This is a genomic window from Methanobrevibacter arboriphilus JCM 13429 = DSM 1125, from assembly GCF_002072215.1.
Lineage (GTDB): Archaea > Methanobacteriota > Methanobacteria > Methanobacteriales > Methanobacteriaceae > Methanobinarius > Methanobinarius arboriphilicus.
This window is the reverse complement of record NZ_JXMW01000010.1, coordinates 52,848-78,976: the sequence shown is the minus strand read 5'-3', so window position 1 is coordinate 78,976 and position 26,129 is coordinate 52,848. Positions and strand designations below refer to the sequence as shown.

Here is a 26,129-nt window from a genome sequence, read left to right as displayed (position 1 = left end):
ATTGATGTTTTAATTTTCCAGAATTTCTTATTTATTCAAAATAAGAGCTATTGAAATAGGAAACAATAATCAAAATGGATTATTTATAAAATTAGGGACTAATATAACCATATTAAATGGATAAATTTAAATAATTAAATAATTTAAGCATAGTTAATAGTACTATTAATTGATATACATTTAAACAATTAATTGTATCATTAATTATTTTTTAAACAAGATAAAAAGAATTAAATTATAAAATAGCTAATTAGAAAAAGTTTAAGTATAAAATAGCTAATTTATGAATTGAACATTCTTTTTTTATTAGGAAAGGGATTATATAGAAAATGGACAATGAGAGAATGTTACTTGTGTACTACTTTTTTTTATCTTAATAATTTTTTTTCTAATTCACCCCCTGAATGAATAGAAATTTATTACCTTTATTACTTTTCACAAACTAGGAAAAGTGAAAAATAAAAAAGGTTGTAAATATACATGAACATGAAAAGACAAGATGAAAACATATTATATGTTATGAATAAAAATAGAAAATGGGCTAAAAACACTTATTCATCATACAGACAATCATTAATAGACTACACACAAACACAGAATAAAACAATGACCGAATTACTAAGAGAAGCTAATAAAGAAAATAAAAAAGTTCACTGGAAAGATACAAAACTAAGAAAAAGACTAGCAAAGTATAATAATTATTTATATGAAAACTATAATTTAAACACAGCAAATATGAGATTAAGCAGGATCCAAACAATCTATGGACATTTTGGTATAGATATGGATGATTTGCCATATATAAGTAAGAAAGGAGTTAAAATTAATCCTCCATTAAAATTTAAACACTTACCCACAAAAGATATATTAAAACAAGCAATTGATATAAGTCCTCCTTTAATGTCAGCCATAATATTTTTTATGAGTAGCTCAGGCTGTGCTAGAAATGAAACATTAAGATTAACAATACAGGATTTTATAAATGCTACTCAAGAGTGTCATAATGAAACCAGTATAAATGATACTATGAGTGCTCTAATCACTCAAAAAGAAGTTGTACCTACATTTGAAATTCTAAGAGAAAAAACTAACAAATACTATGATACTTTTTGTAGTGATGAGGCCGTGAAAGGGATTTTAAATTATCTTTTAACTAGAGAAGATAAATTAGAAATGGATACAAGATTATTTAAAATAAGTGTGAAACATTTTGATTATAGATTTAGAAGAATAAACACAATCCTGAAGCTTGGTAAAGTTGGAGGTAGAAACCGTTTTATAAGCCATATGCTCCGTAAGTATCATGCAAGCCGTTTAGCTATGAGTTATGAAGATCCTAAAACAGGAATTATGATTCCTGGAATGAATATTAATGATATTGATGCTTTACAAGGTAGGGGTAAAGGCACTACTCGTGATAGTTATTTTTTTGATGATTTTGAAAGTATAAAAAAACAATATATTCAAGCTTTACCTCGTTTATTAATTAATGATACTAAAAAGGATACTTATCGTAGTAAAGAATATCTTGAATTAGAAAGAAAGATGAATGATGAATTAAATGAGAAAAATAAGATAATAACTAATATTTCTAGTGATAATATTAATCTTAAAAAGACAAATGAAATTTTAACTGAACAACAAATAAAGAATGAAGAGAGACTTACTAGTGTGGAAGATAGTGTTAATTCTTTAATGGATGTTGATGATAGGATAGCTTTTCTTGACTTTATTAAAAACAGAAGTAAAAAAGAACAATAGTATTACATATTCAGCTCATTTAGTATTACTTTAAAAAGTATTTTATTTATTATTTTATTATATTTATGATTTATTTAGGAATTTTTTAGTCTATATTTCTTAATTAAATTTTACTTTTTTTTTATTAGTTTTCATATGCTCATGGATTAATCCTATTTTTATAATATTATATACTTTATCATGTAGGTGATGATATTATGAAAACTGTTGAAAATATATTTGATGTAGTAATCCAACAAGAAGGTACATTATTTAAACAACCAGAAGTATTTACATTAGAATATTTACCAGAAATATTAAATTTTCGTGAAAAACAATTAAGAGCTATGATAAATCATAGTAGACAATTAAACAGTGGCCATGCTCCAACCAATATGGAAATTACAGGTCCTTATGGAACAGGCAAAACAACAGCTGTGAAAAAAATATTTTGAATTAGTAGAAAATAAATTCAACGTAGCAACTGTTTATATTAATTGTGAATTTGATAAAACAGAAAATCAAATGCTAACAAAAATTTATAATAAATTATATAAAAAAAGTGTTAAAACCGGGGTAACAACTAATATTCTTAAAAATAAGATAGTTAACTATCTTGGCAAAACAGAAAAAGTATTAGTGGTTTGTTTAGATGATTATGGATCAAATAAGATAACAAGTGAAGATATTGATCAGATAAACAAAGTCATGTACACTTTACTCAGAGCTCATGAAGTAAATCATAAAGCTAAAATTAGTCTTATAACAGTTACTAATCGCAGATATATTAATTTTGTATTGTCTCAAAGTGTTGAAACAATTTTCAGACCAGCTAATGTTAATTTTGATGCATATACTTTAAGTGAAATTAATAGTATTTTGAGTGATAGGTGTAAAATGGGTTTTGCTCGTGGTGTGATTAGTGAAGAAGTTATTTATATGGTGGCTGAGCATGCTTATCGTGAAGGAGATTTACGGATAGGTATAAGATGTTTATATGATGCAGGTCGTAATGCAGAACTTGTGGGTAGTAGTACTATTGAAAGAGAACATTTAGATTTTTAATTTTTTAGTTTTGGTTTTAAATTAAATAGAAATATTTAATATTATATTAAAATATAATATATTATAATTTAATATAAAATTAATATTGAATAATTTATTTAGGTATGATAAAATGAGCTCAGCAAAATTAAAAACAAATGGGAAATGGTTAGTCTGGGCTAGGGAAATGTCAAATTTTAAAAGAAAAGATATAGCTAAAAAAATGGGTGTGGATTCTGAGGAAATTAGACAATGGGAACAAACAGGAGATATAGGTCAAAATGAACTTAAAAAATTGGCAGATTATTATCGTCGGCCCCCTATGATGTTTTTTAATAATAATTCTCCTTCTTACAATGAAGACAAAATAGTAGATTTTAGAACAAAAGGAAGTAAACAGAAAAAAAAAGTATCTCCTCAAATTCTCAGAGAACTTGAAAGTGCTCAAAATAAACGAGAAAATTTAATATTATTAGAAGAAGAATCAGAAGAGGAAATTATACCTAATTTCACATTATCAATGAAAAATGAAGTTTCAGATGTAAAAATAATCTCAGAATATATAAGGGAAAAAATCAATATGACTAAACTTCAAATTGATGTACTTAATAATAGCGAAAATGCTTTAAGTCATTGGATAAATAAGGTTGAAGGATTAGGAGTTTTGGTTTTTCAATTTTACGATATTGAACCTAAAGATATGAGAGGTTATGCAATATATAATGAAAAATTACCGATTATAGGGATTAATAAGAAAGAACATGTTAATGGTAGGAAATTTACTCTGTTTCACGAGTTGGCTCATTTAATAATTAACAATGAAGGAATTATTATTAGTAATTTCAATAAGTTTGCTATAAATTATAATACTGAGGAATTGTGCAATAAAATAGCTGCTGAAATATTAGTTCCTAGAGAAACATTTGAAATAAAAATCAATGACTATGATAATAATAATGAGTGGAAGGATAATCAGATTAAATCATTATCAAAGTATTTTAAAGTTAGCAACGAAGTGATTTTAAGAAGATTATTAACATTAGATAAAATTTCTAATGATTTTTATAAATCTAAAAAACATGAATGGGAAAAAAATTATTTTGCTTTTAAAAATAGAAGTTCAAATAAAAAAAATAAAAATTCTAAAAAAAACACTAAACCGAAAATAACTAAAGAAAAAACTCCAAATAATACTAAAAATATCCGAAAAGCAACTGAAGCTTTAAGAAAGAATGGGGAGTTATACACTAAGATGGTGTTAGAAGCATATGATTCACAACTAATAACAAATAGTACTATGGCAGATTATTTGGGGGTAAGCTTACAAGTTATTGTTGAAATAAGGAAAAAATTATCAAAGGAGCTATTTGAATGAAATATGTTGTTGATACATCAGCTATTTTAGCTGGATCTCAATATGATTTCTATGAAAAGAAGTATTTTCAAACACATTGGAAAAACTTTGATAATTTAATAAATAATGGAACAATAGTATCGACTGAATCAGTATATAAAGAGTTAATTGCTAAAGACGATTCAATGGCAGATTGGGCAAAAGATAAGAAATATATGTTCCAAAAAATTGATAATGATGTTCTTGAAATGGGAAATTATTTTTCAAGAGAATTTTCCAATTGGTATAAAAAAGGAACCACTTCTAAAGAAAATTGGGCAGATCCAGAGGTAATTGCATATGCCAAAATTAATGAATTGATATTGGTAACTCAAGAAGGTTGGAACATGAACGCAAAATCAGATTTAAAATTTAAGATTCCAACAATTTGTTCTAGAATGGGAGCTTATTGTCATATTAGGGATAAATATGATGAAGGCATAAAAGATCATGTTGGTTTTCAATGCATAGATTTTCTTGAATTAATAAAAAGAGAAAACTTACATCTACATTTTTAATCTGAATAACTTATTTTTTATTTTTATTAATATTATTTTTGATTTAATTTTTGTATTAAAAATAGCTATGTTAAACATTTATTATTTTTTTTATTTTTAGTTATTACTTTTTTATCATTTTATCATATTAACCTATATTACAATTATTAAACTTATTTTTTACACTTGAAATAGTACCTTTTTTCTCTTATTTTTAGATAATAATGTTTTATTATTCTTTTTTTCTTTTTCTAAGAGTTTTTTACACTTGAAATATTACTTAGACCTCACGCGGAAGTTTATATATTATGTTTTACAATAAATATTAATTGGGGGGATTTAACATTGAGGTTAAGAATAATTCTTCTTAGCCTCACCCTTTTTAGAATTATAAAATAGTATGAAAATCATTTATAAAATATTATATACCTAATATTACAAACAAAAAATATAGAACCATCATTATTAATAATGAAAGTTTACTAAAAAATGAGGTGAAAAAATGGTGGAAGATAAAGCTCCTAAATTTTGTTTTAATTGTGGAAATCCTTTAGATGAAAATTCCAAATTTTGTAAAAAATGTGGAACTCCAATTTCTAAAACAGAAAATGAAGAAAATAAGAATAATGAAAATAAAGAAAAAGAACAAATTGTAAATGAAACAGAAAAAAATCAAGAAAAAACATCTACATTGAATATTAAAGAAAATAAAGGACTTATCATAATAATAATAGGTATATTATTCTCAATAACATTATATGGTATTTTTATAGGGATTCCATTAATAATAATAGGTGTGTATTATTTAAACAAAAAGGTAAATGAAAAAGAAAAACAAATGGATAATAAATTAAAGGAAAAACAAGACCAAATAGCTAATATTGATATCAAGTTAAATGAACTGGAAAAAGCTAAAGAAAAAGAAATAAATGAAAAATTGAATGATAAAAAAGAAGAATTAGCTAATATTGATATTAAATTAGAAAAGATGGAAAATGATAAAGAAAAGGAAATAAATGAAAAATTAGCTGATAAAAAAGATGAGCTGGCCAATATTGATATTAAGTTAGATGAAATAGAAAAAGAAAAAACAAAAGAAATAAACATTAAATTAGAACAAAAAGAAAATGATTTAGCTAATATTGATGCTCAACTGGAAGAAAAAGCAAAAGCAAAACAAGAAGAAATAGATAATAACTTAGAAGCTAAAGCAAAACAATTAAATAATATCATTAACGAGTTAAAAGAAAAACAAAAAGAACTAATATTTGTCGAAGAAGAACTTGAATGGCAAGAAATAGGATTATATGAACCTAAATATAATTTTTCAACAGCAGTACTATATAAAGAAAGACTGGATGAAATTAGAAAGAAACAAAAAGATATGATAAAAAACAAAACTGCTGTAATAGGTGGAGATAATTGGACTGTTGATGGAAGTAAACGAAAAGGACAAGCAATGAATAATGCTAATAAAAAATTATTAATAAAAAATTTTAATTTAGAATGTGACACAATAATAAGTAAAGTAAAACTTTCAAATATGGAAAATTCTGTTAAAAGAATAAATAAAGCATTTGAAACATTAAATAGGTTGAATGAAAGAAATCTTATAAATATTACTTCAAGATATTTAAATCTTAAATTGGAAGAACTGAATGTAGCTATTGAATATGAATTGAAAAAACAAGAAGAAAAAGAAATATTAAGAGAAACAAGAGAAAGAGAAAGAGAAGAAAGGAAAATACAAAAACAATTAGATGCCCAACTTAAAAGTGTTAATAAACATAAACTGCAATTGGAAACAGAAATGGAAGCAACTAATAATTTATTACAAAAAAGTGAATCTGATGAAGAAATAGAATTATTAAAAAACAAACTCAAAGAGTTAGAATTAGCTATTGAAAAAAGTAATAATGATGAAAAAGATATAGCTGAGAAACGAAAACGAACTGGTGCAGGTTATGTATATATTTTATCTAATGTAGGTTCTTTTGGAGAGAATATTTATAAGATAGGGGTAACTAGAAGAGATGATCCTTATGGTAGGATAACTGAATTGTCTGATGCTTCAGTTCCATTCAGATTTGATCATCATGTGTTTATTTTTAGTGAAGAGGCTTTTGAACTAGAAAAAGAATTGCATAATAGGTTTGATCATAAAAGGGTAAATAAAGTAAATAGGAGGAAGGAATTTTTCCATATTACCATTGATGATGTTAAGCGGATTGTTGATGAGAATAAGGATTTGGTGCATAGTTTTAGTGTTAAACCTGAAGCTCAAGAGTATTATGATACTTTAAAAATTGAAAAAAGTAATAATAAATTATTATGATAATAATTTATTATTTTTATTTTTTAAAAAATAGAAAGAGAATAACTAATATTAAATAATAGTAAAAATAAACTTAAAAATGGTAATCGTGAGATTTATCAGTAGGGAAAGGTTCAAACGGTACGGCAATACCTCACCAATCTCTACTGAATGGTTACCAAATCTCATTACTCTGTAGGAGACAATAAAATTAGAGCAACCAATATTAAATATGATTGCTATGATATAAATAGCTTACCATTCTCCCTTATAAACCTATTTATGATAGGATTAAGGTTAGCTTTGGCTATAAACAATTTTAATTTAATAAATAGTAAAAATAATTTTCTTTTTGTAAAATATATATTTGAAAAAATAATTCAATCTTCTCTTTCTTTTTGTAGTGATACAAATAATTCGTTATTTTCAGCATTAACCACATATTCAACAGTATCTCCATCTTCAACATTTAATATTTCTGCAATTTTTACAGGTAATGTTATTCGTAAAGATTTCGAAACATTGTTTGCAGGGTTTGCTTTTACTTTAAATCTCATTACTTCCATACCTCCATATATATATTTCATAGTATATAATTATACTTTTATGTTATATAAATATATCCTATAATTATTATAAAAATAGGTAACATTTATATACTATAAAAAACAATTTAATATTAAGAAAAATTGAGAACGGCAATTCTCAATATTTTTCTAAAACTCTGTAGGAGACAAAACTAAATGAATAATGGTGAAAATAGTAATGGGATATTGACCCAATCCCAAAAAACAAGTGAGGGTCGTAACATAAATATTGACGACTTAACAGTCCGTGAAGCAAAAGAATTAGGATATGAACTCCTAAGCCCGAAAGAATCTCGATATGTGGATATTCTTTCAGAATTTGCTCATGAAAATATAGAAAATACTAATTTTGAAGATAAAAACAATCCTAAAGAGGTTGATGCTTAATGAATTGTAAAGCATGCAACCATTACAAAACTGGGATATGTGAACCTACAGAACTTATTGAAGACCCTACTCTTTATTGTGAATTAGATACTAACAATAAAAGAGGAATTCCTCATAAGTATCGTGCAGGTAATTATGGCACAAAATGGGGTTTTAGATAATGAATCCTCAATCTTTACATAAGAAAGATACTAGATCTTTCACTGAAAAACACACAAAACTTATTCTTTTTTTATTATGTGTTTTTGTAATTATTTCTGTATTCTTAGTAGCGTACGCTATCGCTGAACAGTCAGTTTTCACAGCATTAGGAGGATTATAATATGAGTGAAACTATTGAGAAGCTAAAAGAAAAATGGGACACTCTAGTTGAAATTGGTTGGGTTGAATCAATATCAAAAGATGGAGATGTTAAGTTAAATCCTTCTGCAAGTATGAAAGCTGACAATGGTGAATACATTAACAGGAAAACTTTAGAACAAATGTTCAAGGAAGTTTTCCTTTTTATAGGGGATTATATGCTCAAAACCTATAATGATAGTTTTTATTCTCATAGGGGGTATTTTTAATGAATCAAATAACCACTACTAATAATGGATTATCTGAGTTAAATTCTAAAGGAATTGTAACTATTGATACTATTCTCTTTCCCAAGTCTATTGATGATGAAATTCATAATAATGAATTATTAGCTAATGTTTTTGCTAAAGTAATTGAGAATAATAGTTACTTTAGTGAAATACCTGTTAAACACAAAGACAAAAAAACAGGGAAATACATTAAAGAAATTAAAAAATGGGTTAATATTAGTGGTTGGAGTTTCATAGACCGTGTCTTGAAAATCACACCACATATCATTAAGATTGAGAGGAAAATTGTAAAAAAAGGGAAACAAGAAATAATTCAGCATTGTAGTACTTGTGAACTCAGAACATTAAAAGGGCAAGTAATAGCTACTGGAATAGGGAAAGCCAGTTCTAATGAAAAATTTAAAGATGGTTGGTCTGAATCAAAATTAGAAAGTTTATCACAATCAAGAAGCATCAGCAAAACTCACAGATTATACTTCCAAGACATTCTAGAAAAACTAAATTTAAATAATGATTTTATTATAGAAGCTGACTTTGTTGAAAAATCACCAAAAGACCCTGAAAATGCTACTGAACTAATTGATAAACACTCTGAAATGATGAAAAAACACTCTTTCAAATCAGATGAGGAAATTGATAAAAACACTGAAAAATTAAAAAATGAACTTGAAAAATCTAGAGAAGAAGCAAAAAAGAAAGAAAACCGTAAAGGGCCAGTAATAACAGGTAGCTTCACTAAAAAAGAAGATGAAAAGACAATAGCTGAGAAGGCCATAGAAGACAGTGAAAAAAGAAAAAAAGAAAAGGAATCTTCTGATTTTAAGAAAGTTAATGAAGTTGAGAAAACCAATGACTTAGTCGATGACCCTGGTGCAAGACAATTCATAAAAGACATTATTCTAGATATTGGTTCTAACAGTGAAGCAATGATTAAAAAAGAAATAGCTGACATGGTTAAAAACCCTGACAGTGGCGTTACAATGAAAGAAGCCACAAGAGCCATTAAAGAATTAGAAAGACATGGGGTACCCGTATGATTTCTAGAATTGAAAAAGCTACCCTTATTCATTCTGAAGATATTCATGAATCTTATTTAGATTCTGAATATTTATTTTATGAGGTAAAAGGCTCCGATGGATCAGGCTATTATCTTGTAGCTTGTAATCATGATAAATTGTGGAGATGTACTTGTGAAGATTTCTCAGGCAGAGGTATTAATAAAGAAGAAGGTAGTTTTCTTTGTAAACACATCATAGCTGTTTTATTACATATTGCTAAAAATGGTGATTTTTAATGAGTTGTAAAAAAGCTTTTAAATTACTTTTCAAAATCTATGAAGACAAAGGCCGTATAGGAGCTAATCAAGTGGAAAAGATAGCTGAAAAATATCATATTAGTTTTTATAAGCTTGAACATGCTGTGTTAGAAAAAGGTCTTGAATTTACAGCTTATTGTAGTTGGTGATTCTTTTGTCAAAAGATTGTTTAAAAATTGATAAAGAATTAATCTCATTAGTGGAATACAAAATAGGCCTTCCAGCTGAAGATGTAATTGAGGGCTATCTCAAATCTTTGATTTATTATGATGATGAAGAATCACGAGTAATTAAGGATTTTGTTAAAACAAGTCAGAAATTAGATAAGCTTAAACTTAAACTTGTAGAGCAAATTAAAGAAAATAATCTTAATTATGATGATAAATTGTTAGAAAAGCCTTTAGATGCTTTAGAACGTATTCATGAAAGTTTAGGTTATGTCGGTCGTAATCAGATTAGTAGCATTGCTAAGGTTAATCATGTGAAGGCCAGTTTGTTGGAAGCTATTTGTATTGAGAAGGGTATGGAAATTCTCAGTCATGGTGCAGGTGTTAAATGATGAAGTATAACAAACAAGCTATTGCCCGGGTTGATGATGAAACTAATTTCAAGATTAAGAAAATTAAACAATATAAGGGCCGTGTTTTGAGGGAGATTATAGATTTAGGTATTGAAAAGTATGAAAAGGATAATCCTGCTTTTGCTAAGAAGGTTAAATTGGAATGGATTGATCATCAGTTAGGTTTGGTTAAAAATAAGCAGTTAGATGATGATTATGAAATTGAAAAGTTGATGAAGGAACATTATAAAATTATTATGTCTTTTGATAAATTTAGGAAAGCTATTGAGGATTATTATATTGATAATTTGGATGATTTTATTAATGCTTTTTATGAAGTTAAGCAGTTAGTTGATCGTGAAGGTGATTTAAATAGTGTTAGTAATTCGGATTTGATTCCTATTTCTAATACTTTTGAAATTCCTTTTAATGATTTGGTTGGTGCTAGTAAAGAGCTGTTGGAGGCTTTAAATGAGGAATAATGATAAATTTGTATATACAATTTTTGTATATGATATACAGCTATACAAGTCTGCGAGGGTCTTGTAGGAATTTTTAATTTATGATATTTTTAGTTGTATAATTTTAGGCATTTATAGAATTGGCTGTTTGTATATACAGCTATACAATTTTTGTATATACAATTTTAGGTTATTCTCAGTCTAAAGATTATTATTATTATTAATATTATTATTAATATTATAATAATTTTTATTTATTATTTTATTACACTTGAAATGTACGACTAAAAACATGAATAGTAAATAAAAAAGGTGCAATATGATAGCTAAGTTAAATTTTTATAATAAAGATAAACTTTTTGCTAGTGATTACACAGAAGACTTCCAGACAGAAACCAGTTTAAGGGAATATTTCAACAAGATAAAGTCTTTCATTGTTAAAGATAGTGTTTTAAATTTAGAACATTATGAAATAAGAGAAGTAAATGATAATTCTAGCTGTGATGTTGATGTAGATATATATTGCAATATCCTTGCTGAAGTGAAAAGTGAAAAAATAAGTAATAATCAAAAGAAATTATTTGATTTTAAAAATAAGGAGTGTTGAAAAATGTTAATGTGTGAATTACATAATCCCGGAACATTTAAAAACTTATTCAAAGGGTTTTATTCAATGTTTGATGATGTTCAAATAAAATGTAACAATAAAGGAATGAATCTAGAAGTATTGAATAGAAGCAGGACTGTTTTATGTATTTTGAATATTGGAAAAAATTTTTTTAATATGTATTCTTGTGAAAAAGAAATTATATTAAATGTTGATATTGAAGAATTATTTAAAAGTTTAGACAGCTTGTATGATGATGATAGGTTAATTATAAAAACACAAAAAGGTCAATTAGAGCTTATTTTTGAAGGAATAGCAAAAAGAACTTTTAAATTAAAATTAGAAGACAAAAATTATAAACCTATCAAAATGCCGAATATTGAAAATGATCGTGAAAAATGTGAGTTACCTTTTGGGTTATTAAATGATGGGATAATTGATGCAGATAAATTACATCAGACTGTGAAATTGAGTTTAGACTCTAATTATTTTAAATTAGATAGCAAAGGAGGATTCCTACACATGAATGTTGCTTATTTGCATGGTGAAAAAATAGAAGGAAAATATAGCTCTTGTTTTTTAACAAGTTATATAATAGATTGTTTGAAATCAAATATTTCAGATATTGTGGGTTTGAAAATAGGGAAGGATGCTCCATTAAGTATATTTTTTAATAGTAAACATCTTTCTTTGGAATTTATGATAGCTCCTAGACTAGGATAAGTTGAAAGGGAGGTATTAAATGAATAATAATGAGTATAGGGAAAAACAAAGGAAAGAAGCTGAAAAATTAATTAAAGAATGTCATGAATTGTATGATGAAATAATGGCCATATGAGAGTGATTAAGTGATTGTTGAAGAAACTGGGGAAGTTTGTACTATATATGCAGATAATGACTGTAGTTATATTAGTGATGAGGAATATTTAGAAATGAAACAAAATTTTATTAAAAAAGCTCTTAGATGCCAATCTTTAATAAAAAGGCCTAATGGTGAAGATATAATTGATTTAATTAATTATACCTTTGGTGATATGGAATCTTGCATAGTCTGCAAATCTAAAGCTTATATTGATGAAGAAAATAAGCAATTATATTTTAAAGTCTATGGTCGTGGTGAAAATTATTATCATGATGTATGGGATAGTATGCTCAATTATGCAATAGAAAGAAATGAAAAATTGAAAAGAATAGCTAAAAAAATGGGTAAATTAGATTATGAAGTTAAGAAAACTGATCTTATTCTAACTAAAAAAGGAGAAATATATTATTATCCTAATGAATTTTCTCACGGTGGAGAAGAAGATTATAATGAAGAGAATATGATTTTTAGCATAACTTTTAATTATAATCATTTCAGAGAATGGTTAAAAAAACAATGGGATGAATGGTTAAAATTAGCTTTAAGTTCAATTGAGGAGTATTAAGATGATACTTAGTGATTTTATAAGTGAAACAGAATTCAATGAATTAACAGCTGATGGTGTGATTGTTGGTTGTTATGCGAAAGCAAAAGAATACCAGACAAAGGAGAGTGTTGTTATCTAATTGATAATTGATTACTAAAAGAAGTTATTTGAAAATGAGAATTAAGGTATTAAAAAAGAAAAAGTAATGAAAAGTGTTTAAAGTAATTTTCTTCCAGGATATTTATTTTCTATGTTTTCATGGAAATAATTTTCTTTGGAACTAGCATTCATTAAACCAGCATGGATTTCCTGTGGGACGCCAGTATATTCATATATGCCTCCCCTATAGAATTTAATATGTAATTTTTGGACACTACTTCTATATCCTACAGATTCTAAATCACTTGATATGACTTTTTGCATTTTAATACTTTCACCCCCTAACCTTGATATTAGTAGGTATATAATATTTTATGCTTATTTGTTAATAAAATTTGTGTAAAAATAAAATTGAGTTTTTATGATTTGGTATAACATTAATAAAATAAGAGAAAAAAGAGGTGTAGATAATGGATTGTGAGGTTTGTGGTAAAACAATAACTAATCAGAATATAACTGGATTAACATATCAATCAGTTTATCATGGATTCTGTAGTGAAAAATGTAGAAAAGAATATATAAAAAAGGAGAAGTGTTTTTAATGTCATCACCCAATCGAGTGAATTATGAAGAAAACCATGTTGAAATTTTACTAAAACCACCCAAAGAATACACAAGTAATGAAGAATTATGGGCTTTGGTGGATAGGAATGATTTTAAAAAAATTGTTAATTATTATTGGAAAGCAGAATATCAAAATGGTTTAATTGTTGCAGTTACAAGAATCAAAGGGAAAATGGTTCTAATGACTGAAATATTATTCCCTAAACTCAAAAGATTACATAGAGTGAACCGTCAAAAAAGTTTAGATAATCGTAGAACTAATATTAAAGCTTGTGTTAATCTAAAAAAACAAAATAAAACTATAAAACCTAAAAATAAAGCACAATCAAAATTACCTAAAAGTATTAATAAAATTCCTGTTAATTCTTTAGTTTATGATAAATTTTCTAATGCTAAAAAAGAGTTAGGTTTTCAAAATGATAATGATTTTTTAAATTACCTGATCTCTGAGAATAAATTAAGTTTTTTTGAAAGAATTAAAAATAGAATATTAGGGCTAAGATTATGACAAGTAAATCAGGAAGAAACTTGAATCGTAGGGAAATAATTAAAGCAATAGTTCATACTTATCTAAAATTCAATCAAAAAGCTACAGCTAATGAACTAGCATTGTTTATTAATGAAAATAGTTTATTGCAAGGCACTGTTACAAATGAATATATTAGTAATATTCTTGGTCGTGCTACTTTTAAATGCTATCCTAAAAGATTTAAGAGTGATAATGGTGTCTGGAGATTAAACGTATGATGGAGGATGTAATTATTGATGAAAGCTACAAGTCATATTTTGGCATGTTTGGAGCAACTAAACTAATAAATCATATTTGTAGTAACTCTTATTTTTATAATAATTTATTTAACTATGAAGATAATTATGTTAGCTTAAAAAACACTCTTAAATTACTTAAAAGGATAATTAAATATTTAATTAAAATTCATTACTGGAAATACTCTTATAAAGTGTTGAATTTTAAGTGTAAGCTTTTTAAGAAAATTAAAAGAATTGAAGAATTAGAAGAGGAGGAATAATTATGAAAAATAAAGAACAAATAGATAATAAAATTAATGAATTAAAGGATGATATCCCTAAACTTGAAAAAGATTATGATTACTGGAAAGATATTAGAGATAATACTGATAGTATAAAAGAAAAAAAAGAAGCTAAAAGTAAAATGGAATCAGCTGATAGAATGATAAATAATAACTTTGCTATGACTAGCATTTTACACTGGGTGAAACAATGAAAAAGATAAATGTCATGCCAAATGAAGAAATATTTCATAGGAAAGGGTGCAAAAAATGAATAAAAAAGAGATAATTAAAATATGTAAAGAAAATGGATTTGAAAAAATAGAAGATGATGTCAGCATAGGAGAAGTTTATCATATACCTTATGAAACTGGAATAGTTATAAACAAAATGAATATAGCTAGTAATTATATTGATATTTCAAAAAGAATATGGTTTTATTTTAAAAGAGGAGAATCAGCTCCCTACTGCACAGGTCATATAAATTTAAATGAAATAGAAACATTTGATATTGAAGTTGATAGTGAGAATCCAACATAAAAATAGTGTTTATCATGATTATTAGTGTAACTGATAGTATTTATATTCATATTGGGAAAGAACCTAAACTAGAAGAAAAAGATTTTGAAGTAGAGGGAAAAACTGTTTATTATGATGATGAATGTCTGTCTGCTAATGTGGAGGATATTTTGAATTCTTTGAATAATGAAACAGTTATTTTTTGTATTGCTATAATGAATTATTTTATTGGGATATATAAAGATTAAATTTTTATAGTGGTGTTTTTATTGTTGGCCAATACTAAAAATGAAAGGAATATTGAATTTTTAATAAATAAGTATAAAACTAAACAGCCTGGTGAAAAATGGGATAAAAAAAGAGAAAAGGAAAATGGAAAAGGTGCTTGGAATATGAAACAAAAAATAAGGATTGCACAAATAATGATGGGTAGATTAAATATAAAAGGAAAAGATAAAGAAAGAGTCATTCGTATTATTAAAGATATAGATGACTTTAAGCAAATATGTGCTAATTGTAGTAATGAAAAGATTATTGCTGTAATATGTTTTTATATAATGAAAATTAATAATACTAGTATAAAAATAGAGGATTATAAAGTTTTTATAGAAAATAAATTAAATGAAAAATCATGTTTGACAATAATTACAAAGATATGTAATTATTATCAAACTAAAACAATTATTCTGTGATAATTTCTTCGAATATTTCAATATCAATTGTTAGTGTTTCTGTGGAAGGATAGTTTAATTCTATTTCTCTCTGGATAGGACTATCTAAATTTAAATTGCTTATATCATTTTTATCATAGTTTAAACTATTCAGATCTTCTTCCATTATGCTATGGTTGATATGGGTTTCAAAATCTTCTTTTTGGAGGTTATCTAGTGAAGATTTTTTGATTTTTAATAACCTCTGTTTTTTATTATCATCATTGACTTTATAAGATAATTTTTTCACTTCTTGGCTCAAGATAAATCCTGTTTCTTCAAATATTTCAAAAGATCTTATATCATATTCTTTGTCAAAATCTTTAAAATTTGCAAGCCTTTCAATAAATTCTATTTCATCATAAATATATTCAAAATATATATTTCCTATTTCTTCTATTGATATTTTATTTAAATTTTTTTGAATTAATTCAGATTCATTGTTCATTTCGTCTAAATATTTTTGATATTTTTTTTCATTTTTGGCTTCATTTAAACCTCTTTTTATGTTTATGTTAATTATTTTCACACTATCTTCTATTTCTGATACTAAAATTTTTATTTTTTTGTCATTCATAATAACACTCCAGTTATATCATTATTGTTTTAGAATTTATATTATTTATTTCTTTTTACCCCGCCACTGGTACATGTATATATGGTGTGAGGAAATAATAATGTTAATTAAATTCACACATGGAAAAAATTATATTAAAAAACCTTCAAGTTTTGCAAGAGATTCCTCTGATGAAATAAATTATGATGAGAGATTAGCTCTAGGAACTACATTAAAGTTTAACAATCCTAATATATCGATTAAAGGTATAAAATTTTGTCATGAATGTCATAATGATAAAATAAGGCATGTTCGACATTTAGATATAGTTTACTGTGAAAAATGTGGTCTTGTTCTAAGACAAGGTTTAGAAGATTATACTCCATTAGAATCTGCTAGTTTTCCTGTTACAAGTATTGAACATAAGAATTGGAAAGCTAAGTTGTTAAATGATAGGATTAGTGTTTCGATGGATAAAAATTTTTAATTATTAATAATTGGGTCATCTTCAGCTAATAGTATTTAGATTAAAAAATAAGGTTTATAGTAAATAAACTATTTTCACCCCCTATTTTTTTGTACAAAAGTTGTTTTTATTATTATAATTTTTTTTTATCCATCGAATGACTAATTTTTATTCTTATTTTATGTTTAATATTTACAAAGTATTACTTTTCAGCTCACCTGGAAAAATGATCACAGCAGTATTTTTTGAGTTTCTTTATAAAGGAAGTGCAAAATATATGATTTTTAGTAATACTTTTTAATATTTTAGATATTTTTAATATTTTTTTTATAATTTTATTTTTTTGGAGGGGGATTTAATGGATTTATTAATTTTTTTAGCTATATTAATAGCTATTGTAATTAGAATTTGGATTGAAAAAGGTTATTTTTTACTACCTAAAGTTTACACAAAAAGTGGTAAGACATATTTCCAGCTAAATATTATAGGAACTATTTGTACGGCCTTGATAACTGTTCTTATATTGTATCAGGCACAACCTGAATTGTTCCGTACTTTTATTGGTGCTTTGATCACTGCTTATACTATTCCTCATTTATTTGATAATGTTGTTAGTAAAGCTATACCTAATGAAGAATAGTAAAAGGTGGTAATATTGGTAGGTCGTGATGATGATTATCAAGATTCCGCTATAATCTCAGAGAATAATCCTATTGTCAATTTTTTACAAACTCAGATAAATGAATTAAAAGAGAAAGTTAATTATTTTGATGACTATTGTAAGAAAAAAGAGTATAATAATGGTAAAAGGCAGGCTAAAATTGATCAGATTATAGAAGATATGGATGATCTTGACCGTAATCAGAAAGAAGCATTGAAAACTTTGCTAGCTGATTCGGAATGTCGTGACGATACTTTACAATGTAAAATCGATTATCATGATAAAGAAATTAATAACATTAAAGTTTCTATTGCTGAAATGCCTAATAAAATCACCAAACAAATAGCTATTCTTTTATCAATATTTGGTGGAGCAATGACGGTCTTATTATATTTAAATGATATCATAATATTTTTAATATCAATAGCACATTAAAATTTTAATATATTAAATATAATAAATATTTTATTTTTTTAGATTCCTAAAAAAAGTTTAATCAATGTTTCATGACAATAATAAGTAGGCTGTTTTACCAAAGAGATAGATACTTCTGAGGGATGTTGCAGTCTTTTATTTTTCTCCAAAAAACTAAATCTTATCATATTGTCATGAAACATTGATTAAACAAAATATTCATTCTCATTTTAAATAAAATTACTATTATCAAATATCATGACAAATCGTGATAAATATATCAGAAAAATATCAATCAAATATCAATTTTCATTATTAAGTTTCTTTGGTGGTTAAAATGACATCTACTGACAATGGTTATGAAAATGTTGATAGTGTCATTGATGATATTAGGCAAGAGTTTCTTTTTGGTACTGTTGATGATGAGGGTGTTAAGCAGTTTTTAACTATTACTCAGTTAGCTGAGAAGTATAATGTTAGTTATAATACTTTGAGGCAGAAGTATTCTGCTCCTGAGAAGTGGAGAGAGGAAAGAGAGGATCTTAAAAAGAAGATTCAAGAGAAGGTTAATGATAAGAAGACTGATCATGAAGCTGAAAAGATTGTTCAGATTGATAGTGTTTATGAAAATGCTTTTTCAAAGCTTAGAAAATTAACTGTTAATTCTATTGATTCTAAGATAGCTGAGAAGGTTCAGAGTTATGAGTTGATTAATTTTGCTAATACTTTGATTACTTGTTATGAGGGTGAGAAGGTAGCTCATGGTGAATCATTAGATCAAGATAATAGTAGTGGATGGGATGCTCTTGCGAAAGCGTTTGAAGAACCTCCAGACTCGGAGAATGAAAAAGAGTAAAACCTTTGAACTTAAACCCTTTGGAAAATTAAGTAGAGGTTACTTACACCATTCAACTTATTTTATAAATATTCAGCACGGAGCTATAAGATCATCTAAAACTATTTCTAGTATTGTCAGATGGTTGAAGTTTATTAAAACTCACCATTATGATAATTTTCTAATGACTGGGAATACTCAGACTAGTCTGTATCGTAATGTCTTAAAGCCAATGATGGCTATTTTAGATGGCTTAGGTATAAGTTATGATTTTAGAGAAAATAAGTATATAGAGATTGAAGGAAATATTTGTTGGCTCATGGGTTTTAACCATGAAGGTATGGCTGGGCGTATTCCTGGTGTTACTCTTGGTGGTTGGTATGCTGATGAAGTCAATACATACCCTAAGACTCTTGTTGATTTAGCTCTTGATAGATTAAGTGAAGAAAATTCTCAGGCATTTTGGACTCTTAATCCTGATAATCCTTATCATTATATTTATTCTGAATATATTGAAAATGAAGAGAAAAAATCCAATGAAATGGTTAAAGTTTGGAATTATACTATTTGGGATAATCCGAATTTATCTGAACAATATATTGAAAGAACAATAGCTAGATATCCCAAAGGTACTCTTAATTATAAAAGAAAAATTTTGGGCCTTGCAGCTGTAGCTGAAGGAGTTATTTATTCAAAATTCACTGAAGGTCTAAATACTTTTGATCATACTTGTCCAGAATATGAAGATATTAAATATGATAAATATGTTTTGTCCACTGATTATGGTCCTGCCAGTGTTTCAGTTGTTGGATTGTTTGGAATAATCAAGAAACTTGATGGTAATGAATATCATTTATTAGCTGAATTTTATTATGATGTTAATGATCCTAAAAATAATGGAGTGCAGCTATCTGATAAAGAACTTGTTGATGGAGCAATCAAATTACTAACCTATCATGGTAAAATATTAAAATTAGCTAAATGGTATACTCCTCACGATGCAGCTAGTTTAAGAGCTGAAATTAAGAAACATAAATATCGTGGAAAACCAATTCCACAAAAACCATATACTCCTGATGTTCTTAATGATATTCAAGAAATTCATACTCTATTTGCTAATTCAAGATTTAAAATAAGTAAAGAATGTGTTAATAGTATAGCTCAAGCTCAGACTTATGCATGGGATGAAAAAGCCAGAAATCAAGGTGAAGAAAAACCATTGAAAACTAAGAATAATGATCATTGTCCTGATATGTGGAGAGCAGCCATACTTGGAACTAGAAGCATTGTAGATAATCCATTTACAGAATCAGAAGATACTTACGAATCATACCAAATGGAGTAAAAAAATATGGGAATAAAAACTACTATTAAAGCAGCTGCAGGAAACATTAACAATGCTTTATTTAAAAAACAATCAAAAGACACATACACCAAGGAACAAGGCGAACTTGATTTTCTGTATGATGAAGATTATAATAAAAAAAGATCCTATAAAGATTATCGTAAGATGCTGAAAGACCCCCAAATTAAGACAGGAATTAATATATTAACTTTCTTTTTACTTTCTCGTGAGATGAAAATAATTGCTTTTTCAGATACTCCAGAAGATAAAGCAGCAGCTGATTTTATTAAATATGCCTTAAAAAGCATGAAAACTAACACAAGGCAACTAAGGAAAAATCTGTATTCTGCTATAAAATATGGTTTTAGTGCTAATGAAATAGTTTATACAACTAATCAAGATAAACAGATAATTATTCATGGAATTTATCCTATTGATCGAGGTACGCTGGAACATGAAGAAAGATTTAAATTTAACAAATCAACTGGTGATTTAGAAGCTATTATTCAAAAAGAAGATGAGGATAAGAAGATCACTATCCCTATTGATAAAGTTTTAATGTATAGTTTTGATGCCGAATTTAATGATCCCAACGGTGAATCAATACTAGATGCTTTATACGATAGCCATTATGTTAAAAAAAGGTTTGAAAAATGGTTAGCTATTTTCATTGAAAAACATGCCAGCCCTACATTGATTGGTAAAATTTCAGAAGCCAGTCAAGCATGGAAAGATACTCTTAAAAAACAATTAGACGAAATCCGGCAAGGCAGAACCAATATGACTATTGGTGAAGCTGATGATGTTGTTGTATTGGAATCTCAGAATAAAGGTGAAGCTTTCTTTAAAGCATTGGAAAGATTAGATGATACAATATTTAGAAGTTTATTCATAGGAAATCTTTTATTAGGTCAAACTAGTACTGGTTCTTATGCACAATCTCAGACACAATTAACTGTTACCAAGTTAATCTTAGATGGCATTCATGAAGAAGTAGGTATTGAATTTCAGGGATTATTTGATAAATTAATAGGGTTTAATTTTGAAAATGCTAACAGTCCTAAATGTGTTTTTGAGAAATTTGAAGATAAAGATTTAACTGCACTTTTAGAAGCTATAAAACCTTTCAGTGATGATGGAACACTTGATTTAAATACTCAATGGTTTAAAGAAATAATAGCTAGTACTATTAAAGAGTTATCTGGAATTACTGTTGATAAAAATAATATCACTCAATCAGATATGGATGATGGTCAAAATAACTTAGATGATATTCCTGGTAAAAAAGATGAACCTTTAAAAGATGGTCTTGGAAGTTTAGCTGAATTATAATGGAGTGTTTGTTTTGTCAAATAGTAATGCTAGAAGACAAGCTAACATTAATGCTAAAAAGTTTGATCAATTAATGAAGGACATTCAAAGAGATGTTACTAGAAGAAGTAAAAACTCTAAAAATTTAGATATTTGGTTGAACAAATTAGGAGCTTATGTTAATACAAATCCTTTTGCTCCTGGAGGTTTTAAACATACTGAAATTATAGGAATATTAGAAAATATAATGAGTAATGCTAAATTTAAAGGATTAGCTCGTGGAGGTACAGCTGAACTCGTTAAAGGAGTTATTAGTGAAAATACGATGCATTATGTTACTCGTATGGGAGATGATATGAAAAATAATCTCCGAAAAATAGCTGTTGATGCTTATAATCAAAATATGAATCCTCACCAGATAGCTAAAAAATTACAAGATGAAGTTCAAGGATTATCTAAAACTCGTGCTAAAGCTATAGCTCGAACAGAGACTATGAGGGCTAATAATCTTAGTAATTATGTTAATGCTAAATTGAATATGGGTGCTAAATCTTATAAAGTTATTAGTGCTAGTGATTGCTGTGAAAGATGTGACCGTATTTATAAGAATGGTAAAGTATGGTTTGATATAGATGATTTAGAATATTTTCCTCCGTTACATCCTAACTGTAGGTGTGTTGTTGTGTTTAGTACTCGAACAGCAGCTGAAAATAACATAGGATTAAATATTGAATATGAGAACGAAATTAAATCTTTTCAAAATAACACTTCTAAATTAAATCATGAAGTAGTAACAATTTTTGATAATAATGGTAAAAAATTATTGGATATGCATAAAGGAAGTGAAAATAGAGTATCAATTCCAAAAAATATATCTGATATTGGTAAAAGCAAAGGTTTTGGATTAAGTATGCATAATCACCCTTCACAAGTTTCAATACCATCACAAGGAGACATTAGAAATTTCATAATTACTAAATCACAATATGGAGTAGTAACTGGCAAAAATAATTATTCTATAACTATAATTAAAAATTATTCTTTAGCAAATAAAAGAATAGATGGTATATTAGCACGTTATAGAATTGGTATGAATAATGTCAAAGATGAATTTGTTAAAAACAATTCAAATATCATAAAAAATATTAAAAAACAATATCCTAATGACCCTATTAAACAAAATAAAGAATTGAGTCATGAATTTAAAAATTATGCTCAAAAGAATCATGATAAAATAGTTAAACAATTAAATAATGAATTAAATAGATATGATATAGATATATTATTAATGTGATTTATTATGAGTGATGAAAGATTAGATGGTGGATATGGATTCATTGGAGATATTTCTTTAACTATTCTTTTAGAAAATATGTCTCCAAAAGAAAGAAAAAAAGCTATAGAAGATTTTCAAAAGGAAAATCCAATAGCTTTTAAAGAATTCTGCAAAGATCATCCAGAACTTATCAAAGAATTAGAAATTAATATTAATTAATTCCTATCAATAATGGTAAGATCATAACTATTATTTTTAAAATTAAATCAATTGAAATATCAAATTCAATTTCTATTATCATAAAATTTCACCTCCTATTATTTTTTTTGAGAATTCTATTCTCATTATATAGTTTAGCTAAACTTTTCATCATTTTCAAAAATTCTTTCTTTTTTATATTAGTTTCGTCGAGTTGTCTCACTTTTTTTGAAAGTATAATAATCATACTGATGTTTAGCTAACAATGTTTTTATAAATTTAATTCTCTCCCTCCTTATTGGGCTTAGCGATAGCTATAAACAAATAAGTGATTAATTATGAAAGGTAGTAAAATATGGGGTGTTGGAAAACATCACCTCTTTGTCGGTGGAAAGCCCACATGGGTCTATGTCTCAGAGGACGCATTAAAAAAAGATTATAATATCCTTAAAGCTAAATTGCCTATTCCGATAGGCATAGACCATTTAGATAAAAAGATACTCCAAGAAAACAAAATCCTCCAGAAATTAGATTTGTTAAATGTAGGAGTAATTGAAGATGTTGAATTAAAAGACACAGGGATTCATATCTTAGAAGCTAAGATAACTAACCCAATAATAAAAGAACTGTATGATGAAAAAAAGCTACCAGATTTTAGTATGGTAGGAAATGTAAGTTTAAGCAAATGTAAAACAGGAAAAGTCGATTATATTGAAGACCATAATGTTATTAATCGTGTTGATTTTGTTGAAAAAGGAGCTTGTACAACTTGCAATGTTGAATATGGTCATAACTTGTTAGAAGCTAAATCTATAATAGGTGATATAATGGTAGAAGAAGGAAATAATGGAAATAATAATACTGATGGCCAAGAAGGGGAAAATCAAGACCCAAGCTTAGCCGATGTTGCTAAATCAATAACTAATTTTAAGAAAGAAGTTACTGATAAATTAGATAATATGGACGAGAGAATAACAGCTATTGAAGGAGGGGATGGTGAAGCAGGTAATGCTGGTGGTGAAAGTTCTGGAGATTCTGAAGAAGGTTCTGAAGGAGAAACAAAAGACCCAAAACTTGAAGCATTAGAAGCAAAAGTTGCAAGTATGGAAGCCAAAGCGGCTGAAAAAGAAGCAACTAGCTTAGTAAATGGCTATATTGAAGAAGGCAAAATACTCCCAAAAGATGTGAAAGATCATGTAGAATTAGCATTATCAGAACCAGAAGGATATCAAAAGATAATGGCAAAAGCACCAGTTGTTGTTGAAATAGACAAAAGACACTCCTCAGCAGAAGCAGGAAATCCTGATAATGATGAATCTGAAGAGTATACTGATAAAGATTTTGCTGAAGATTATGAAGCAGCTTATGGTGAAAAACCAGAATAAATAAGGTGTAAAAATGATAGAAAATGAAGAATTATATTTCAACCCTGGGGAAACTAATATTCCTATGGAATTGAACGAAGGAGACATGGAATATGAATCAGATGAAGAACAAGAGTTCGGAACTGGTGATTCATGGAGGTTTTCAAATAAGATAAAAAAAGATTATAAAGTAATCCTTGATCCTGATGATCCTCGTACTGTTAAAAAAGCACCACCTGGTGCTAAACAAATATTAGGTGTTGTCATTACAAAACCTAAATGGCAGAAAGGACAGAGACCAACTGAAAGCGCAGATAATGGTGCATATACTAGAAGAATAGCTACTGTACAAGTAAGAGCAGATTATGTAACTACTGAAACTCTTGAACCAACAAACGCAGCAATTAGTCCTGGTGACAGTATTATTACTGGAGCTACTACTTTTGATTGTGTTGATAAAGCAACTGCGGAGAACACTACTCGTACCTTATCTAGTGCAGATGCTAATAGTGGTGACAAAGTTGTTGTAGCTTATGGTTTCTATGGTAAATTAGAAGATTAAGGAATTGATATTTATGTCTGTTATAACAATTAGCCCTGAAGCGGCTTTAAATCCAAAATTTATTGAAAAAACAATAATGAAAAAAATGGATCCTTTATTATATTTTAAGGATTTATTTCCAGTTGTAGATTTAAAAGGAGCAACCACATTTAAATTCTATGTTGATGAAGAATCAGCAGAAGATGAACTTCAAGCAGGTAAAATGCAAAGACCTGTAACAGTAACCGAACTTGGAGACTTAAGTAAAGTAAAAATAACTCCTATCAATAAAAAATTAGGAGATACTTACATGTTCGGTTTAAGCATGGAATTCTCCCAGGAAGTCTTAAACAATCAAGAATATAGCGATGAAGTTTTAAGAGCAATTGAAAGATACTCTTATGCAATGGCCCGTAAAATCAACTTAGACCATATTGACACTATGCTTGATTATGCAACAGCTCCAACAATTACTTTAAAAGATGGCCAATGGAAAGACAGTGCTGCTATTGATGATGACATTATCAATATGCAAGAAGCATTAGACCAAGAAGGATATGACTATGAATTAACTGATTTCTACACCCCTAAACAACATTACTATGAAACCAAAAGGTTTTACAATTCCCTTGATGGTAAATTCAACCCAGATGATGTTGAAGGTTCTAGAATGACTAATGTTAAATCTAACCTTAAAAAAGGTGGACTATTAGGAATGGATAAAAAGATTCAACCACTTACAACTTACAAGAATATTAATAAAAAATATAGTGTTGATCCTAAAAATAGTCTTGTTAATGTTAATAGGTATACTCAGGAAAAATGGCCTTATAAAGAAATTGTTGATATTTGGTCCCATATGGGTATAGCTGTTAAACATCCAAGAGCTATTCTCCATCAAACAGGATTATAAAAATTATAATCTTTTATTAAATTATATTTTTTTTTAGGTGATATATTATGGTACTTAAACATAAATTTCACAAATTAGCTCAAGGAAGAAAGATTATTCCTAAAAGATTATGGGATATACTTATAGACTTAGATCAAAGAATAGATGATGATGCCGAAGTTAATAGCTTAGCTACTTCTGTAGCTAGTGGACCAGGTTATACTCAAAACCAATTAAATATTGCTTTTGGTGATGCCAGTTCTGAATTAATCCCTGAAAGTTTTGTTGGAGTTTATACTAATGAAAATGATGGTAAAAAGTATTTAGTGACAGTATCTAATGGTGAATGGAAAGGAATTTTATTTAATGCAATAAGTTAGTGATAAT

Annotated in this window: 40 protein-coding genes; 37 read left to right on the top strand and 3 right to left on the bottom strand. The window is 27.1% G+C overall.

All coding sequences use genetic code 11. The features are described 5' to 3' along the window. Positions 1–480: 480 nt before the first annotated feature. From MBBAR_RS06225 to MBBAR_RS06200, 6 genes are all read left to right on the top strand, one after another. Complete coding sequence (locus MBBAR_RS06225; protein ID WP_080460441.1) at positions 481–1,761, top strand: site-specific integrase; 1,281 nt, start codon at positions 481–483, stop codon at positions 1,759–1,761. A gap of 197 nt (positions 1,762–1,958) precedes the next feature. Continuing rightward, positions 1,959–2,195, top strand: coding sequence for a hypothetical protein (locus tag MBBAR_RS06220; RefSeq protein ID WP_080460440.1), 237 nt, complete (start codon positions 1,959–1,961; stop codon positions 2,193–2,195). Positions 2,196–2,265: 70 nt separating this feature from the next. Then, positions 2,266–2,805, top strand: a complete 540-nt coding sequence (locus MBBAR_RS06215; protein ID WP_080460439.1) for a hypothetical protein — start codon at positions 2,266–2,268, stop codon at positions 2,803–2,805. A gap of 112 nt (positions 2,806–2,917) precedes the next feature. Beyond that, the gene (locus tag MBBAR_RS06210) at positions 2,918–4,159 is read left to right on the top strand and encodes an XRE family transcriptional regulator (RefSeq protein ID WP_080460438.1); all 1,242 of its coding nucleotides are present in this window, start codon (positions 2,918–2,920) and stop codon (positions 4,157–4,159) included. Next, positions 4,156–4,695, top strand: a complete 540-nt coding sequence (locus MBBAR_RS06205) for a DUF4411 family protein (RefSeq protein ID WP_080460437.1) — start codon at positions 4,156–4,158, stop codon at positions 4,693–4,695. The genes MBBAR_RS06210 and MBBAR_RS06205 overlap by 4 nt, the downstream gene beginning before the upstream one ends. Positions 4,696–5,176: 481 nt before the next feature. Continuing rightward, complete coding sequence (locus tag MBBAR_RS06200; RefSeq protein ID WP_080460436.1) at positions 5,177–7,009, top strand: DUF4041 domain-containing protein; 1,833 nt, start codon at positions 5,177–5,179, stop codon at positions 7,007–7,009. A gap of 359 nt (positions 7,010–7,368) precedes the next feature. Here the strand turns inward: MBBAR_RS06200 and MBBAR_RS10080 are convergent, their stop codons facing one another. After that, entirely contained in the window at positions 7,369–7,554 is a 186-nt protein-coding gene (locus MBBAR_RS10080; protein WP_158082548.1) for an AbrB/MazE/SpoVT family DNA-binding domain-containing protein, read from the bottom strand. 177 nt (positions 7,555–7,731) lie between these two features. On the opposite strand from MBBAR_RS10080, the gene MBBAR_RS06195 reads away from it, so the two are divergent. From MBBAR_RS06195 to MBBAR_RS06155, 11 genes are all read left to right on the top strand, one after another. Beyond that, positions 7,732–7,962 carry a hypothetical protein gene (locus MBBAR_RS06195; RefSeq protein ID WP_080460435.1) on the top strand — a complete coding sequence of 77 codons (231 nt, stop codon included), beginning with the start codon at positions 7,732–7,734 and terminating at the stop codon, positions 7,960–7,962. Continuing rightward, positions 7,962–8,123, top strand: a complete 162-nt coding sequence (locus MBBAR_RS10275; RefSeq protein ID WP_158082547.1) for a hypothetical protein — start codon at positions 7,962–7,964, stop codon at positions 8,121–8,123. The genes MBBAR_RS06195 and MBBAR_RS10275 overlap by 1 nt, the downstream gene beginning before the upstream one ends. A 162-nt stretch (positions 8,124–8,285) precedes the next feature. Then, positions 8,286–8,531, top strand: a complete 246-nt coding sequence (locus MBBAR_RS06190) for a hypothetical protein (protein ID WP_080460434.1) — start codon at positions 8,286–8,288, stop codon at positions 8,529–8,531. Next, the gene (locus MBBAR_RS06185; protein ID WP_080460433.1) at positions 8,531–9,589 is read left to right on the top strand and encodes a hypothetical protein; all 1,059 of its coding nucleotides are present in this window, start codon (positions 8,531–8,533) and stop codon (positions 9,587–9,589) included. Before MBBAR_RS06190 ends, MBBAR_RS06185 begins: the two co-directional genes overlap by 1 nt. Continuing rightward, a complete protein-coding gene (locus tag MBBAR_RS06180; protein WP_080460432.1) occupies positions 9,586–9,846 on the top strand; it encodes an SWIM zinc finger family protein in 261 nt (86 codons plus the stop codon). The genes MBBAR_RS06185 and MBBAR_RS06180 overlap by 4 nt, the downstream gene beginning before the upstream one ends. Beyond that, a complete protein-coding gene (locus tag MBBAR_RS10270) occupies positions 9,846–10,016 on the top strand; it encodes a hypothetical protein (protein WP_158082546.1) in 171 nt (56 codons plus the stop codon). The genes MBBAR_RS06180 and MBBAR_RS10270 overlap by 1 nt, the downstream gene beginning before the upstream one ends. A 5-nt stretch (positions 10,017–10,021) precedes the next feature. Beyond that, the gene (locus MBBAR_RS06175; RefSeq protein ID WP_080460431.1) at positions 10,022–10,426 is read left to right on the top strand and encodes a hypothetical protein; all 405 of its coding nucleotides are present in this window, start codon (positions 10,022–10,024) and stop codon (positions 10,424–10,426) included. Beyond that, on the top strand, positions 10,426–10,908 hold the full coding sequence (locus MBBAR_RS06170; protein ID WP_080460430.1) for a hypothetical protein: 483 nt from the start codon (positions 10,426–10,428) through the stop codon (positions 10,906–10,908). Before MBBAR_RS06175 ends, MBBAR_RS06170 begins: the two co-directional genes overlap by 1 nt. Positions 10,909–11,206: 298 nt before the next feature. Next, the gene (locus MBBAR_RS06165) at positions 11,207–11,494 is read left to right on the top strand and encodes a hypothetical protein (protein WP_080460429.1); all 288 of its coding nucleotides are present in this window, start codon (positions 11,207–11,209) and stop codon (positions 11,492–11,494) included. Between the two features lie 3 nt (positions 11,495–11,497). Beyond that, positions 11,498–12,217: a hypothetical protein gene (locus MBBAR_RS06160; protein ID WP_080460428.1), complete on the top strand. Its 720-nt coding sequence runs from the start codon at positions 11,498–11,500 to the stop codon at positions 12,215–12,217. A 125-nt stretch (positions 12,218–12,342) separates the two neighbouring features. After that, positions 12,343–12,921 (top strand): hypothetical protein, encoded by a 579-nt coding sequence (locus tag MBBAR_RS06155; protein WP_080460427.1) that lies wholly within the window; start codon positions 12,343–12,345, stop codon positions 12,919–12,921. Between the two features lie 198 nt (positions 12,922–13,119). Here the strand turns inward: MBBAR_RS06155 and MBBAR_RS06150 are convergent, their stop codons facing one another. Then, positions 13,120–13,326 (bottom strand): KTSC domain-containing protein, encoded by a 207-nt coding sequence (locus MBBAR_RS06150; protein WP_080460426.1) that lies wholly within the window; start codon positions 13,324–13,326, stop codon positions 13,120–13,122. 146 nt (positions 13,327–13,472) lie between these two features. On the opposite strand from MBBAR_RS06150, the gene MBBAR_RS10635 reads away from it, so the two are divergent. From MBBAR_RS10635 to MBBAR_RS06115, 8 genes are read left to right on the top strand one after another with little or no spacing between them, the layout of a single operon-like run. Then, the gene (locus MBBAR_RS10635; RefSeq protein ID WP_263640793.1) at positions 13,473–13,604 is read left to right on the top strand and encodes a hypothetical protein; all 132 of its coding nucleotides are present in this window, start codon (positions 13,473–13,475) and stop codon (positions 13,602–13,604) included. Then, positions 13,604–14,134, top strand: a complete 531-nt coding sequence (locus MBBAR_RS06145) for a hypothetical protein (protein ID WP_080460425.1) — start codon at positions 13,604–13,606, stop codon at positions 14,132–14,134. Before MBBAR_RS10635 ends, MBBAR_RS06145 begins: the two co-directional genes overlap by 1 nt. Next, a complete protein-coding gene (locus MBBAR_RS06140; RefSeq protein ID WP_080460424.1) occupies positions 14,131–14,373 on the top strand; it encodes a hypothetical protein in 243 nt (80 codons plus the stop codon). The genes MBBAR_RS06145 and MBBAR_RS06140 overlap by 4 nt, the downstream gene beginning before the upstream one ends. Further along, a complete protein-coding gene (locus MBBAR_RS06135) occupies positions 14,370–14,654 on the top strand; it encodes a hypothetical protein (RefSeq protein WP_080460423.1) in 285 nt (94 codons plus the stop codon). Before MBBAR_RS06140 ends, MBBAR_RS06135 begins: the two co-directional genes overlap by 4 nt. A gap of 2 nt (positions 14,655–14,656) precedes the next feature. Then, positions 14,657–14,869 (top strand): hypothetical protein, encoded by a 213-nt coding sequence (locus MBBAR_RS06130; RefSeq protein WP_080460422.1) that lies wholly within the window; start codon positions 14,657–14,659, stop codon positions 14,867–14,869. A gap of 55 nt (positions 14,870–14,924) precedes the next feature. After that, positions 14,925–15,194, top strand: coding sequence for a hypothetical protein (locus MBBAR_RS06125; protein ID WP_080460421.1), 270 nt, complete (start codon positions 14,925–14,927; stop codon positions 15,192–15,194). 14 nt (positions 15,195–15,208) lie between these two features. After that, entirely contained in the window at positions 15,209–15,421 is a 213-nt protein-coding gene (locus MBBAR_RS06120) for a hypothetical protein (RefSeq protein WP_080460420.1), read from the top strand. Positions 15,422–15,442: 21 nt separating this feature from the next. Next, a complete protein-coding gene (locus tag MBBAR_RS06115) occupies positions 15,443–15,865 on the top strand; it encodes a hypothetical protein (RefSeq protein WP_143746148.1) in 423 nt (140 codons plus the stop codon). Here MBBAR_RS06115 and MBBAR_RS06110 read toward each other — a convergent pair. Beyond that, the gene (locus MBBAR_RS06110; RefSeq protein ID WP_080460418.1) at positions 15,855–16,460 is read right to left on the bottom strand and encodes a hypothetical protein; all 606 of its coding nucleotides are present in this window, start codon (positions 16,458–16,460) and stop codon (positions 15,855–15,857) included. The two genes, MBBAR_RS06115 and MBBAR_RS06110, sit on opposite strands and share 11 nt — an antisense overlap. A gap of 100 nt (positions 16,461–16,560) precedes the next feature. Here MBBAR_RS06110 and MBBAR_RS06105 point away from each other — a divergent pair, with 100 nt between their 5' ends. The 12 genes from MBBAR_RS06105 (at position 16,561) to MBBAR_RS06050 (ending at position 26,122) form a co-directional block, all read left to right on the top strand. After that, a complete protein-coding gene (locus tag MBBAR_RS06105) occupies positions 16,561–16,926 on the top strand; it encodes a hypothetical protein (protein WP_080460417.1) in 366 nt (121 codons plus the stop codon). A 337-nt stretch (positions 16,927–17,263) separates the two neighbouring features. Beyond that, positions 17,264–17,545: a hypothetical protein gene (locus MBBAR_RS06100; protein WP_080460416.1), complete on the top strand. Its 282-nt coding sequence runs from the start codon at positions 17,264–17,266 to the stop codon at positions 17,543–17,545. Positions 17,546–17,560: 15 nt separating this feature from the next. Next, complete coding sequence (locus MBBAR_RS06095) at positions 17,561–18,001, top strand: hypothetical protein (protein WP_080460415.1); 441 nt, start codon at positions 17,561–17,563, stop codon at positions 17,999–18,001. A gap of 316 nt (positions 18,002–18,317) precedes the next feature. After that, a complete protein-coding gene (locus MBBAR_RS06090) occupies positions 18,318–18,836 on the top strand; it encodes a hypothetical protein (protein WP_080460414.1) in 519 nt (172 codons plus the stop codon). Beyond that, positions 18,781–20,160, top strand: a complete 1,380-nt coding sequence (locus MBBAR_RS06085) for a terminase large subunit domain-containing protein (protein WP_080460413.1) — start codon at positions 18,781–18,783, stop codon at positions 20,158–20,160. Before MBBAR_RS06090 ends, MBBAR_RS06085 begins: the two co-directional genes overlap by 56 nt. A gap of 6 nt (positions 20,161–20,166) precedes the next feature. Beyond that, positions 20,167–21,492 carry a phage portal protein family protein gene (locus tag MBBAR_RS06080; RefSeq protein ID WP_080460412.1) on the top strand — a complete coding sequence of 442 codons (1,326 nt, stop codon included), beginning with the start codon at positions 20,167–20,169 and terminating at the stop codon, positions 21,490–21,492. Positions 21,493–21,505: 13 nt separating this feature from the next. Next, entirely contained in the window at positions 21,506–22,765 is a 1,260-nt protein-coding gene (locus MBBAR_RS06075; protein WP_080460411.1) for a minor capsid protein, read from the top strand. A gap of 6 nt (positions 22,766–22,771) precedes the next feature. Then, the gene (locus MBBAR_RS06070) at positions 22,772–22,966 is read left to right on the top strand and encodes a hypothetical protein (protein WP_080460410.1); all 195 of its coding nucleotides are present in this window, start codon (positions 22,772–22,774) and stop codon (positions 22,964–22,966) included. A gap of 317 nt (positions 22,967–23,283) precedes the next feature. Continuing rightward, positions 23,284–24,330: a phage protease gene (locus tag MBBAR_RS06065; protein WP_080460409.1), complete on the top strand. Its 1,047-nt coding sequence runs from the start codon at positions 23,284–23,286 to the stop codon at positions 24,328–24,330. 13 nt (positions 24,331–24,343) lie between these two features. After that, positions 24,344–24,871, top strand: coding sequence for a hypothetical protein (locus MBBAR_RS06060; RefSeq protein ID WP_080460408.1), 528 nt, complete (start codon positions 24,344–24,346; stop codon positions 24,869–24,871). A 13-nt stretch (positions 24,872–24,884) separates the two neighbouring features. Next, positions 24,885–25,763 (top strand): hypothetical protein, encoded by an 879-nt coding sequence (locus MBBAR_RS06055; protein WP_080460407.1) that lies wholly within the window; start codon positions 24,885–24,887, stop codon positions 25,761–25,763. 47 nt (positions 25,764–25,810) lie between these two features. Beyond that, a complete protein-coding gene (locus MBBAR_RS06050; RefSeq protein WP_080460406.1) occupies positions 25,811–26,122 on the top strand; it encodes a hypothetical protein in 312 nt (103 codons plus the stop codon). Positions 26,123–26,129 lie beyond the last annotated feature (7 nt).